We start from the raw sequence: 12,761 nt of genomic DNA on the forward strand, positions 1-12,761 counted from the left end.
GGCAAGGCCCGTATAATGGTCACATGCTCTATAAGGGTTAGACAGCCATAGGCAGGTACATCCCTGCAAAAAAATCATATGAATCCGGTCCGCATGAACAGGAAGGGGACGCCTCGGGTGCAGGCCAGCAGCAGAATACCGAAATCCTTGCGGCTCATGGCCGGGACTCTCCCCGGCAGAGCAGCACATAGGACAGCACCGACAGGAGGCCGGCACCGGCGATGACGATCGCCATCGGCAGGGCCGAGCCGCTGCCGCCAAGCCCGACCAGCGGGGCAGCGCAGCTTCCAAGCAGCAGGGGAAGCAGACCCAGGAGCGCCGAGGCGCTGCCTGCGGTCTCACCCTGGTCCTGCATCGCCAGCGAGAAGCTGGTGGTACCCACTAAGCCTACACTGGAGACCACGGCGAACAGACAAGGCAGGATTAGTGCCAGCCCGCCTCCGGCCAGGAGGGTGACCAGCAGCAGGATACCGCCTGCGGTGCTGAGCAGGAGGCCGCAGACGAGCAGCTTGCGCTCGCCCACTTTTGCCGACAGCCGTCCGGCTACCTGCCCGGTCAGAATAATACCGAAGCCGTTCACCGCGAAGATCAGGCTATACATTTGCGGGGATACCCCGTAGATGATCTGCAGGACAAAGGAAGATCCCGAGATATAAGCGAACATCGCTGCGGTGACAAAGCCCTGAGAGAGAGCATTGCCCATGAACCGGCCGTTACGGAGCAGGGTACGGAACGTGCGCAGCGTTCCGGCCAGCCCGCTCTGGATACGTTTGTCCTTGGGCAGCGTCTCCGGCAGCCGCAGCAGAATAACCGCCGCGAAGAGGAGACCGCAGACGAATAAGACAACAAATACGCCTTGCCAGTCAGTCACTCTCAGCAGCTGCCCGCCGATGACCGGTGCGAAGATCGGGCCCAGCCCGTTGACGACCATCAGCAGCGAGAAGAAGCGCGTCAGCTCGGAGCCGCTGTACATATCGCGGACCGCCGCCCGGGAGATCACGACACCTACGGAGCCGGCCAGCCCCTGGATGAACCGCAGGCAGACCAGCAGGCCGATCGACGGGCTGAATGCGCAGAGCAATGAAGATATGGCATAGATGATCATCCCGATCAGCAGCGGGGTCCGGCGTCCGTGCACATCGCTCAGCGGTCCGGCTACCAGCTGGCCGGAAGCCAGCCCCAGCAGGAAAAAGGTTAAGCTGAGCTGAACCATCGCCGGACTGGTGCCGAAATAGACGCTAAGCTCCGGCAAAGCCGGCAAATACATATCAATCGACAGCGGGCCGATGGTGGCAATCGCCCCCAGAATGACTGCAAGCTGCAGCCGCTGGCTTCTGGACGGCCCGCCCTCGGCCAGGCTCGAAACCGGATTATGCTTTATCATGAATACGATACAACCTTTCTGCCCGTTTTTATATTTCTCCATAGTACCGATTACCGCTGGAATGTTCAATGAAATTCTGGTTCGGGAGATGGAGCGGCGGCGGAAGGAGCGGTTCGGCAGAACGGATGGATGCGGGCGGTCTACCCGCAAAATCCTGCACAGAATGCAACAATGTTACTCAATAGAAGCCGTCTGCACGGAATTCCTGCACGATATGCAACATTCACAGCCCAACCAGCACCGGAGCTCCGAAATTCCTGCAAAAGATGCAACAATGTGCTAAAGCCAGTAACAAATTTAGAAAAATCCTGCAATATGTGCAACATTGTGGCCCGACAGGAGCGACCTGTGCGCATATCCTGCACGAAGTGCAACAAACGCAACCCCAATTAGCGCCGACTTTAAGCCACGTACCCGCTTGCCCTCCGCGACTACCCAATGTGTTCGGTTTTCCACATACATTCGGCCCGTCCGCCCCCGCCCATCACCACAACAACAAACAACCGCCTGCGGCAGCCGCCAATCCTCTATGATCGGCAGGCCCGCAGGCGGTTGTTCACGGTGATGGGTGATGCTAATGTCACTTTGCTGAACCGGTAAGATTAGCCAGCCAGTCTCTGGCCGCCTCCGCTTCAGCGGCGCTCAGGCGGTGTCCGTGATTGCCCCAGTGGGAGGTAACCTCGGCTCCGGCTCCGCTGAGCAGCGCTTCCAGCTCCTTGGTCTCGGGAGTAGGGATAATCGGATCATTGGTGCCTGCCCCGATGAAGACCGGGACCCCTTCAAGTGAAGGAAGCGTCAGACCGCGCAGCGGAACCATCGGGTGCAGCAGCACCGCCGCCCGGAAGATGTTCCCGTAGTGGAACAGCAGACTGCCCGCAATATTTGCCCCATTCGAGTAGCCGACCGCCACCAGATTGCCGGGATCGAAGCCGTACTTGGCCGCCGCCTCATCCAGGAACTGCTTCACCTCATGGGTGCGGAAGATGAGATCCTCCTCATCAAAGATCCCCTCCGCCAGCCGCCGGAAGAAGCGGGGCATCCCGTTCTCCAGTACATTGCCGCGGATCCCCAGCACGGAAGCGCCGGGTGCCAGCAGCTCGGCCAGCGGCAGCAGATCACGTTCGTTGCCGCCTGTGCCGTGGAATAATACCAGTGTCGGCTGAGTTGCATCAGTGCCTTGCTCGAATACATGGATCATATTTGCTTCACTCCAATCTCACGGATTTCAAAAGCGCTTAAATTAGCTTCAATCGCCTCACGCTGCGGTTCAAACCATGGCGGAAGCATCAGCTTCTGCCCCAGCGCCTCCGGCGCTTCATCCAGGGCGAAGCCTGGAGGATCAGTCGCAATCTCGAACAGGATTCCCCCTTCTTCCCGGAAGTAGATGGCATTAAAGTACTGGCGGTCCTGCACAGGTGTCGGCCGGTAGCCGTGACTCTGTACGCGGCGGCCCCATTCGAGCTGCTCGCTGTCATCCTTGGCGCGCCAGGCGATATGGTGAACCGTTCCTGTACCGCCGGACCCCTGCGGAACCGGAGAAGCTTTCAGGTCAATAATATTGCCGATGTCTCCAGCCGCTCTATACCGGATATAGCCGTCTCCCTCTGCAATCCGCTCCATACCTAGCGTACGGGAGAGGGTGTCGGCCGTCCGGTCGGGAGCTGAGCTGTAGAGGACAGCTCCCCCGAAGCCTTTAATCGCGTGCTCTACAGGTACTCCGGCGAAGGACCAGGTGCTCAGCGCGCCCGCTTCCCGTTCCACCAGTTCAATCCGCAAGCCGTCATAATCAGCGAACGAGAGATACGATTCACCGATCCGGCTGACAGCGGTCACCGGAATCTGATAAGCGGCCAGCCGCTTTTCCCAGAATCCCAGGGAGCCAACAGGTACAGCATAAGTCGTTACTCCCACTTGGCCGCCGCCGATTCTGCCCTTGCGTCCATGGGCCCAGGGGAAGAAGGTGATAATGGTGCCCGGAGCGCCTTGCTCATTGCCGAAGTAGAGGTGGTAGACCTCGGGGGCATCGAAGTTGATGGTTTTTTTGACAAGCCGCAGGCCCAGAATACCGGCATAGAAATCAGCATTGCGCTGGGCGTCCTGAACAAAAGCAGTAATATGATGAATCCCGGCAGTATGCATAGTCATGAGTAAACCCTCCTGATAGTTGTTATGGTACTATTTTTCGTAAAAAGAGGCTAACGTTGTGTCACGGTTCTTTCTATGATTTTCAGAGCAAGATCGGCTTGCCGTACGTATTAGTTGAAAAATAGGGCATCCAGCGATACCGCACCCGGACCCGTCAGCGCTACACCTACCGCAACCACCAGCACGATCAGCGGGAACTCGATCCCATTCGCGGTGGACCAGAAGCCGTTAGGCGCATGGACTTTGGCAATCGCACCAAGCATTGTTGCAGCAATCAGCACCGCAGCCACCGGAGTCAGCAGACCGAGGGTGAACAGCAGCCCGCCCACCAGCTCCATCAGACCGGCCAGCACTGCCATGCGTACACCAGGCTTAATGCCGATGGACTCCATCCAGCCGCCTGTCCCTTTGGGGCCGAACCCGCCAAACCAGCCGAACAGCTTCTGCGCGCCATGCCCGATGAACGCCACACCAATTACCAATCTCATCAACAATAAACCTACACTAACCATTTTAAACACACTCCATTCTCTCGATTTTGATTATCTTAATGTTAAGATATTGACTAAAAAATTTTGTGCTTCCTCGTATGCCGCACTTTAAAATGAACATTACGCCTTCAGATCCGGCGTAAATCCTTGGCCCGCAAGGGTACGCCAGCCTTTACTGCTCTATACTAGTTCTATATATAACGGGCCTTATCTGCAATCAATCAGGCAGGGGATACAAGCTACTTCTTCAATTAACGTCAGGCATCATTACAGCCCCTGCATATCGGTGAGCGCTTCTACACACCCTTGCCCAGCTTCTTCAGCAGCAGTGCAGCCTGGGTCTTCTCTTCGCTGTCCAATCCGCCCATGAGACTGTGTATGAAATCAACATGCTGCGGAAAAATATCATCAAACAGCTCACGCCCCGCCTCTGTAATCTCTGCATACGTCACACGGCGGTCGTCCTCGCAGGGAACGCGCCTCAGTAACCCGCGCTTCTCCAGCTTGTCGATGTTGTAGGTGATGCTGCCGCTGGTGACCAGAATCTTCTCACCGATCTGCTGCAGCGGAATCCGCGTTCTGTGATACAGAACCTCCAGCACCATGAATTCGGCTGAAGCCAGCCCGTGCTTCTTCATATCCTTCACTGCCAAATCCATCAGGCTCTTGTATGCCTTGGACAGGACCACGAACAGCTTCAGCGATGCCGCCTGCTCCAGCTCCGTCTGTGCGTCAGCCGCTGTGGCTGCTGTCTTATTCTTACTGCTCATATAGGGCACCTCCTATCCTCTCTATGTTTATCTTCAAATTAATTATCTTTAAGTTAAGATAAATATACTCCACTCCGAATCATCTGTCAACTCCCTAACTTTAATAATTCAGTGACCCAGGGTTTGCATACTCAAACACCCCTTCCCCTCTCCGTCCACCCGCAGTGAATTTGACCTGTTCCCCAAAACGGCGTAGACTTTCAAAAGGTGAGTATCCCTGATCCAACCGGGCAACAAGCGAATTTATTGATTATTGAGACTTGAGAATCTTCATTATAGAAGGAGACTATTATGGAAGCAAAGCTTGATTCTACTTCCGTGCACCCCGAAAAAGCAGAAGAGCAGCCGCGCGTGCTGATCGTAACCGCCGTCGCGGCCGAGCGCGACGCGGTTCTGCGCGGCCTGGCCGGCAGCCGCCGCTTCAATGTCATCGCAGCGGGGGCCGGGCCCGCTGCGGCAGCGGCGGGCACCGCCGCCGCCCTGGCAGCCGGCTCCTACGGCTGCGCCGTCAGCGCCGGGATCGGCGGCGGCTTCGCGGGGCGCGCACCCGTAGGCTCGCTGGTCGTCGCCAGCGAGATGCGGGACGCGGCCCTCGGCGCTGAGACGCCGGAGGGCTTCCGCAGCGCTGCCGAGCTTGGCTTCGGCAGCGTGTCCGTGCCTGCCCCGGCCGGCACGGTGCAGGCCCTTGCGGCCGCGCTGGCAGCGGCCGGCCTTACGGTAAGCACGGGTCCCGTGCTTACCGTGTCGACCGCGACCGGCACCGCCGGGACGGCCGCGGCTCTGGCCGCACGCCACCCGGAGGCGGCGGCGGAGGCGATGGAAGGCCACGGGGTTGCCGTGGCCGCCCAGGCGCTGGGGATCGCGGCGCTGGAGGTGCGCGCGATCTCGAACCCGGTCGGCCCGCGCGACCGGGCCGCGTGGAAGATCAATGAAGCGCTGGACGCTCTGGCGGCGGCGGCGGCTATTTTACGGGAGGTGCTGTAATGACACAAGAGCTTCATATTGCTTATTCCCCTTGTCCGAACGATACCTTTGTCTTTCATGCCTGGGCGCATGGCCTGGTTCCCGGCGCACCCAAGCTGGATGTAATGTTTGCCGATATTGATATTACGAATGGGCTGGCAGCAGACGGTGCAGGGCCGGAGGTGCTCAAAATCTCCTACGCCGCCCTCCCCTGGGTGCTGGACAAGTACAAGCTGCTGTCCTGCGGCGGCGCGCTGGGACGGGGCTGCGGCCCGCTGGTGCTGACCCGCAAAGGCGCCGGTGCCATCAAGCACCCGCGCGAGCTGTCCGGCCGCAGAATTGCCGTGCCGAGCGAGCGCTCCACCGCCTATCTGCTTTTCCGCCTCTGGGCGGCGCAGCAGATACCGGACGGCCCGGCCGAGATCGTCGTTCTTCCTTTTGATGAGATCATGCCTGCTGTACAGCAGGGCAAGATAGATGCAGGACTTGTCATCCATGAGGCCCGCTTCACTTATCCGTCCTATAATCTTAACCTGCTGACCGACCTCGGAAGCTGGTGGGAGAGCGACACCGGCCTGCCGATCCCGCTCGGGGCGATTATCGCCCGCCGCGATCTGGATCATGAGGCCATCAGCGGCTGGATTCGCAGCTCGCTCCAATATGCATGGGATCATCCTCTGGATTGCCAGGAGTATGTGCTGAGTCACGCTCAGGAGCTGTCGCCGGAGGTCGCCAAGTCGCATATTGACCTCTATGTCAACGAGTTCACGATGAATCTGGGCGAGGATGGCTATGCCGCTATCTCTGCACTGCTGACCCGGGCCGCTGCGGAGGGACTAGTTCCTGCCGTTGACCCGTGGCTTCTCCGCTGATTGATTCCACTTCGCAAGGAGGCTGTTCCTATGATTCCTTCTGACAACAGCAAGGCGAATATCGACCGTTTCCTGGGATACCAGGATGAATACGACCGTTACCGGCCCGAAGCTCCGCAGCTGGTGATTACCGTGCTGAGCAATTACCTGGGCCGCCGTCCTTCCCATGTGGCCGATATCGGCTGCGGCACCGGACTGTCCACCTTCCTATGGAAGGACGCTGCCGATGCCGTCACCGGCGTAGAGCCTAATCCCGATATGCGGGGGAAGGCGCAGGAGAAGCTGCGTCTTCTAGGCAGCGGGGAGGATAACCTGTCTTTTGTCCCGGGCTACTCCAACCAGCTCCCCTTTGATGCGGAGAGTGTGGACATCATTACCTGCTCGCAGTCCTTCCACTGGATGGACCCGGCCAGCACCCTTCAGGAGATCGCCCGCTGCCTGCGGCCCGGCGGAGTGTTCGCCGCCTATGACTGCGACTGGCCTCTGGTGCTGCAGCCGTCCATTGAAGCACGGTACAACCGGATGATTGCCGCATCGGATGCCCTGCTAACCGAGCTTCAGCCTGCCCCCGACCAGGCCCGTAAATGGGACAAAGAGGGACATCTGGGCCGTATCCAGGCCAGCGGATGGTTCACCTATGCCAGGGAAATTGTGTTCCACAACTTCGAGTCATGTGATGCCGAGCGCTATATCGGTCTGGCCCTCAGCCAGGGCGGCATCCAGTCACTCCTGAAGCTCAGCCCGGCCTCCCTTACGCAGGACATCGCCGCATTCTCGGCCGAGGTACAGGCGTTCTTCCAGGGCCGCACCTTGCAGGTGCCGGTCAGCTACCGGATGCGGGTTGGGGTGAAGTGACGTTTTTACTCGCTCTATTCTAGCCAAATTTCCATATCTAACCTATACTTATATCAGCGAGACGAAGAACGTCCCGGTTAACCCTTTAGGGGAAGCCGGGGCGTTTTCTATTTTTGGAGAGAGGAATGATTAGGATGAAGTTTGAAGAAGCACATGGACAATTTATCAGCAGCCATCTGGGGAGCAGAACTGAGGGCGAACGCAAGGCAAGGCTGGAGCGGGGACATCGTCATGCCGAGGTATTGTTCCTCAAGAACGTATGGTGGCCTTTGCGGGGGCAGTTCACCGGACTTCACCCGGAGTACGAGGTGTTGGACTGGCGGGGACGATCTTATTTTGCTGACTTTGCTTGGCTGCCCGGATATGTGAAGCTGCTGATAGAGATCAAGGGTTATGCTGCACATGTCCGTGATATGGACCGGAACAAATATTGCGGCGAATTGAACCGTGAGACCTTCCTGTATGCCATGGGATACCACGTCATTTCCTTCGCGTATGATGATGTGGAACAACGGCCTGAACTCTGTATGACGTTGCTGCGGATGGTGCTGGGCAAATATCAGCCTGCCGAAGCCCCGGTATCACGTGTGCGTCTATTGGAGCAGGAGGTGATTCGTTTGACCATTCATCTGGCCAGGCCGATACGTCCGCAGGATGTGAAGCAGCACTTCTCCGTTGATTACAGAACTGCTGTCCGAATGCTGCGCAATCTCTCAGATCAGGGCTGGCTTCTTCCCATCCCCACGGGGAACCAGGAACGAACCGCCCGCTATGAGCTGAAGCGTGGGGTGCTGAACTATTTTAACTAATCTGCTTTCGCTGACTCATTCGCAGCTGCCAGCTATAAAGGGCATTCGTAGGGAATAACGGAAGGTACCGTCCCCCTCTCTGAGGCAAACAATTGGAAAAACGTATCTTAAATTCCCGGTTTCTGAAGAATTTCCGGCAACAAGTGAAAAAACAGCATCTATTGCTCTAAGCTTTGCCGACATCGGGTGAACTGCGAGAAATTAACTGCTGTTTTTCCAACTGCTTCTGCCACAACCTCCATTCGTACATTTATAAGTGGATAAAATCCAACTGCTGTCCGCTCCCGCACCATAAAACCGAGGTTAGTTCGATACCAGCCCCCAAGCCCCGTTCTCATCCCCTCCATTTCCTGCCCAAATCCAAAAGCCCCCGCCTGCACATACGCACAAACGGGGGCTTCAATGCAGGCCTACAGCCCGCCTGTTACTTCTTATTCATCTTGAACATCAGGAACAGTTCATTATAATGGGCGAGCATCCGCTTGCCGAGGTTGTCGTAGACCTCCAGGCGGTCGGTGAGCTCGGCGGGCGGGTAAAAGCGTTCGTCGCCGGAGATGTCCTCCGGCAGCAGCTTCAGCGCGGGCACGTTCGGCGTGGAGTAGCCGACGTATTCCGCGTTCTGGGCCGCAACCTCGGGGCGGAGCATGAAGTTGATGAACTTGTGCGCGCCCTCGACATTGCCGGCGGTACGCGGAATGACCATGTTGTCGAACCATTTGTTCGAGCCTTCCTCCGGCACGACGAAATCGAGCTTGTCGTTATCGTCCATAATCTCCGAGGCATCGCCGGACCAGACGATCCCGACCGCCGCCTCTTCGTTGGCGAGCAGCATTTTGACCTCATCGCCCACAATCGCCTTCACATTCGGAGACAGCTTGTTCAGCTTGGCCAGCGCCTCCTGCAGATGCTTCTCATTCGTGTCGTTGACGGAGTAGTGCAGGCTGTTCAGCGCCATGCCCATGACCTCACGGGCACCGTCTACCAGGAAGATATTATTCTTCAATCGCTTATCCCACAAGGAATCCCAGCTGCTGAAATCGATGCCCTTCGTCATATCCGGGTTGAAAATAATTCCCACCGTTCCCCAGAAATAAGGAACCGAATACTTGTTGCCGGGGTCGAAGGACAGATCCATGAACTTGGCATCGATGTTGGCGAGATTCGGCAGCTTGCTGTGATCCAGCGGCAGCAGCAGATTCTCCTCCCGCATTTTGGCGATGGCGTAGTCGGACGGGATGACGACATCGAAGATCGTACCGCCCTGCTCTACCTTGGTCAGCATCGCTTCATTAGAATCGAATGTCTGATAGATGACCGTAATTCCGGTCTCCTCCTGGAACTGCTTCAGCAGGTCGGGGTCCACATAGTCCCCCCAGTTATAGATCGTCAGCGTATTGCCGCCCGAATAACCCTGGGCTGAGTTCAGCCGGGAGGCCAGGAACATCAGCCCGAAGGCGACGATCAGAATGGCCAGGAATGTATTCACTAACTGCTTCATCTAGGCACCCCCGCTTCGGCCACCGGCTCGGCGATCTGCATCGGCGGACGGCTCTTGCGCTGGTTCAGATAGTAATATCCGATCACCAGCAGAATGGTGAAGAGGAAGATCAGCGTGGACAGCGCGTTAATCGACAGCGAGACCCCTTGCCGGGCGCGGGAATAGATCTCCACCGACAGGGTGGAATAGCCGTTGCCTGTAACGAAGAAGGTCACCGCAAAGTCGTCCAGGGAGTAAGTCAGCGCCATGAAGAATCCGCTGAAAATTCCCGGCTTGATGATCGGCAGAATGACCTTCGTCAGCACATCGCGGCGCGTAGCGCCGAGATCGCGGGCGGCATCCGTCAGGGTCGGGCTCATCTCCTGCAGATGCGGCAGGATCATGATGACGGCAATCGGGATGCTGAACGCCACATGCGAGAGCAGCACGGAGGTGAAGCCCAGCTTGATCCCGACAATGGTGAACAGAATCAGGAACGAGGCTCCAATAATAACGTCCGGGCTGACAATCAGCACATTGTTCAGTGAGAGCAGTGTGTTCTTCGCCCGGCGGCTGCGGACATGATGAATCGCCAGTGCGCCGATCACCGCGATTACCGTCGCAATGGCCGAGGACAGCAGCGCGATAACCAGCGTGTTAATGACGATAATCATCAGCCGGGTGTCGGCCACCACTTCGCGGTAATAATCCAGCGTGAAGCCCTCGAACTTATGCATCGTGCCGCCGCTGTTGAACGAGTAGTACATCAGATAGAAAATCGGTGCGTACAGGACCAGGAAGACCAGCACCAGATAAATATTAGCGATGCCGTTTTTATTCTTGACCTTACGTGTGTTCTTCATCCGCGCACCCCCTTCCGCGAGCCGCCGGTCAGAATCATGAACAGCGCCATAATAGCGATCAGGAACACCGCGACGGTCGAGCCCATGCCCCAGTCCTGCGTGACCAGGAAGTGCTGCTCAATGGCCGTACCGAGCGTGATCACCCGGTTGCCGGCAATCAGCCGCGTAATCATGAACAGCGACAGCGCCGGAATGAATACCGCCATGCAGCCGGAGCGCACGCCCGAGATTGTCAGCGGGAAGACCACCCGCCGGAATGTCGTCCAGCCGGAAGCGCCCAGATCGCGCGCCGCATCGACCAGCGACAGGTTCATCTCCTCCAGTGCGCTGAAGATCGGCAGAATCATGAACGGAATGAAAATATACACCGACACGAACACAAAGCTGAACCCTGTGAACAGGATCTGCTGTTCGCCCAGCCCGAGCAGGTCCAGGAAGTTGTTGACCGGGCCGAAGGTGCCGAAGATGCCGATGAAGGCATATGTCTTCAGCAGCAGATTGATCCAGGTCGGCAGAATAATCAGCAGCAGCCAGAGCTGCTTATGCTTGGTGCGCGTCAGCAGATAAGCGGCCGGATACGCCACCAGCAGCGAGAACAGCGTGATCAGAAACGCATACCAGAACGAATTCAGCATCATCCGCATATAGACCGGCGTGAAGAAGTTAACGTAATTATCCAGCGTCAGCTTCCCGTCCAGATCGAACAGCGAATAATAGACCACCAGCAGCACCGGGGCAATGACAAACAGCGCGATCCACAGATAGTAGGGGATGAGGTAATACGATTTACCCTTACTGTTCATGGCTCTCCACCTCGCCGTAGGCCTCCAGACGCTTGTCGAACTCTTCCTCCGTTTCACCGAAGCGCATAACATGGATAGCTTCCGGGTCAAAATACAACCCGATCTCGGAGCCTACCTCCGCCTTACGGGTCGAATGGACGAGCCATTCATGGCCCGAGCCGTCGTAACAGCTGATCTCGTAATGCACGCCGCGGAACAGCTGCGAATCCACCCGGACCTTCAGCTTGCCCGCCTCAACCGCAGCAATCTCCAGATCCTCTGGACGGATGACAACCTCCACGGCTTCATTCGGCCGCAGGCCGGCATCGACACATTCAAACCGGTGGCCGTTAAATTCCACGACATAGTCCTCTATCATCACGCCCGGCACGATATTCGACTCGCCGATGAAGTCGGCCACGAACCGGTTGATCGGTTCATCATAGATATCGTTCGGCGTACCGCTCTGCTCGATTCTGCCGCCGTTCATGACGAAGATCCAGTCAGACATCGCCAGCGCCTCTTCCTGGTCATGCGTAACGAAGATGAAGGTAATGCCCAGCCGCTGCTGCATCTCCCGCAGAATATACTGCATCTCGGTACGCAGCTTCAGGTCGAGCGCCGACAACGGCTCATCCAGGAGCAGCACCTGCGGCTCGTTGACAATGGCGCGCGCAATGGCTACACGCTGTCTCTGTCCGCCGGACATTTCATTAATGGCCCGCTGCTCATAGCCGACCAGGTTGACGAAGCGCAGCGCTTCCTGCACCTTTTGCCGGATAACATCCTTCTTAAGCTTCTTAATGCGCAGACCGAAGGCCACATTCTCGAATACGTTCAGGTGCGGAAACAGCGCATAATCCTGAAACACCGTATTGACCTGCCGCTCGTTGGCGGGAATGTGGTTGATGATCTTGCCGTTCAGATAGATCGAACCCTCCGTTGGCTCCGCGAAGCCGGCGATCAGCCGCAGGATGGTCGTTTTGCCGCAGCCCGACGGGCCCAGCAGCGTGTAGAATTTACCGCGTTCAATTTCAAAGCTTACGCCTTTGAGTACCGGCTCTTCGTCGTCATATTGCTTAATCACCTGATCAAAAGAAATAATAGTGCCTTCCGGGGTAGCTATAGCTAACAACCTCCCTTACCTTATGTAGGTACAACCTATTTTACCCGCTTCCTGCGGGGGACAATCCGGCCGGAGCCAGCCCGGGCGCCAATGAAGCGACAATTCCTGCCTTGGTTCGACAGACTTCCATAATATATAGCATAAAGGAATCCTGCAACATATGCGATAGCTTACATTGTGAAATCGCGCACAAAAACTTAACAAGTTCGTAAAATCTTGCCCGC

General features: G+C 57.1%; 13 protein-coding genes. 4 read left to right on the top strand and 9 right to left on the bottom strand.

The window, feature by feature from the left end; all coding sequences use genetic code 11:
• Window positions 1–154 precede the first annotated feature (154 nt).
• The 5 genes from K1558_RS09645 to K1558_RS09665 all read right to left on the bottom strand — a co-directional run bounded on the left by K1558_RS09645 (window position 155) and on the right by K1558_RS09665 (window position 4,790).
• Window positions 155–1,384, bottom strand: a complete 1,230-nt coding sequence (locus K1558_RS09645) for a multidrug effflux MFS transporter (RefSeq protein ID WP_238651332.1) — start codon at window positions 1,382–1,384, stop codon at window positions 155–157.
• 580 nt (window positions 1,385–1,964) lie between these two features.
• Window positions 1,965–2,582, bottom strand: coding sequence for an alpha/beta hydrolase (locus K1558_RS09650; protein WP_238651334.1), 618 nt, complete (start codon window positions 2,580–2,582; stop codon window positions 1,965–1,967).
• Entirely contained in the window at window positions 2,579–3,529 is a 951-nt protein-coding gene (locus K1558_RS09655; protein ID WP_238651335.1) for a ring-cleaving dioxygenase, read from the bottom strand. Before K1558_RS09655 ends, K1558_RS09650 begins: the two co-directional genes overlap by 4 nt.
• A gap of 110 nt (window positions 3,530–3,639) precedes the next feature.
• Window positions 3,640–4,041, bottom strand: coding sequence for a DoxX family protein (locus K1558_RS09660; RefSeq protein WP_238651337.1), 402 nt, complete (start codon window positions 4,039–4,041; stop codon window positions 3,640–3,642).
• A gap of 275 nt (window positions 4,042–4,316) precedes the next feature.
• Window positions 4,317–4,790, bottom strand: a complete 474-nt coding sequence (locus K1558_RS09665) for a MarR family winged helix-turn-helix transcriptional regulator (protein ID WP_274528482.1) — start codon at window positions 4,788–4,790, stop codon at window positions 4,317–4,319.
• Between the two features lie 291 nt (window positions 4,791–5,081).
• Between K1558_RS09665 and K1558_RS09670 the strand changes: the two genes are divergently transcribed.
• The 4 genes from K1558_RS09670 to K1558_RS09685 all read left to right on the top strand — a co-directional run bounded on the left by K1558_RS09670 (window position 5,082) and on the right by K1558_RS09685 (window position 8,289).
• A complete protein-coding gene (locus tag K1558_RS09670; protein ID WP_238651339.1) occupies window positions 5,082–5,774 on the top strand; it encodes a futalosine hydrolase in 693 nt (230 codons plus the stop codon).
• Window positions 5,774–6,625: a 1,4-dihydroxy-6-naphtoate synthase gene (locus tag K1558_RS09675; RefSeq protein ID WP_238651341.1), complete on the top strand. Its 852-nt coding sequence runs from the start codon at window positions 5,774–5,776 to the stop codon at window positions 6,623–6,625. Before K1558_RS09670 ends, K1558_RS09675 begins: the two co-directional genes overlap by 1 nt.
• Before the next feature lie 30 nt (window positions 6,626–6,655).
• Window positions 6,656–7,480 (top strand): class I SAM-dependent methyltransferase, encoded by an 825-nt coding sequence (locus tag K1558_RS09680; protein ID WP_238651342.1) that lies wholly within the window; start codon window positions 6,656–6,658, stop codon window positions 7,478–7,480.
• Window positions 7,481–7,614: 134 nt separating this feature from the next.
• Entirely contained in the window at window positions 7,615–8,289 is a 675-nt protein-coding gene (locus tag K1558_RS09685; RefSeq protein ID WP_238651343.1) for a hypothetical protein, read from the top strand.
• A 424-nt stretch (window positions 8,290–8,713) separates the two neighbouring features.
• On the opposite strand, the gene K1558_RS09690 is transcribed toward K1558_RS09685, so the two are convergent.
• From K1558_RS09690 to K1558_RS09705, 4 genes are read right to left on the bottom strand one after another with little or no spacing between them, the layout of a single operon-like run.
• Window positions 8,714–9,787, bottom strand: a complete 1,074-nt coding sequence (locus tag K1558_RS09690) for an ABC transporter substrate-binding protein (RefSeq protein ID WP_238651344.1) — start codon at window positions 9,785–9,787, stop codon at window positions 8,714–8,716.
• Complete coding sequence (locus K1558_RS09695; RefSeq protein WP_238651345.1) at window positions 9,784–10,629, bottom strand: ABC transporter permease; 846 nt, start codon at window positions 10,627–10,629, stop codon at window positions 9,784–9,786. Before K1558_RS09695 ends, K1558_RS09690 begins: the two co-directional genes overlap by 4 nt.
• Entirely contained in the window at window positions 10,626–11,432 is an 807-nt protein-coding gene (locus K1558_RS09700) for an ABC transporter permease (RefSeq protein ID WP_238651346.1), read from the bottom strand. Before K1558_RS09700 ends, K1558_RS09695 begins: the two co-directional genes overlap by 4 nt.
• Window positions 11,422–12,546: an ABC transporter ATP-binding protein gene (locus tag K1558_RS09705; RefSeq protein ID WP_238651347.1), complete on the bottom strand. Its 1,125-nt coding sequence runs from the start codon at window positions 12,544–12,546 to the stop codon at window positions 11,422–11,424. The genes K1558_RS09700 and K1558_RS09705 overlap by 11 nt, the downstream gene beginning before the upstream one ends.
• Window positions 12,547–12,761 lie beyond the last annotated feature (215 nt).

Source organism: Paenibacillus piscarius, assembly GCF_022234545.1.
Lineage (GTDB): Bacteria > Bacillota > Bacilli > Paenibacillales > Paenibacillaceae > Paenibacillus_AQ > Paenibacillus_AQ piscarius.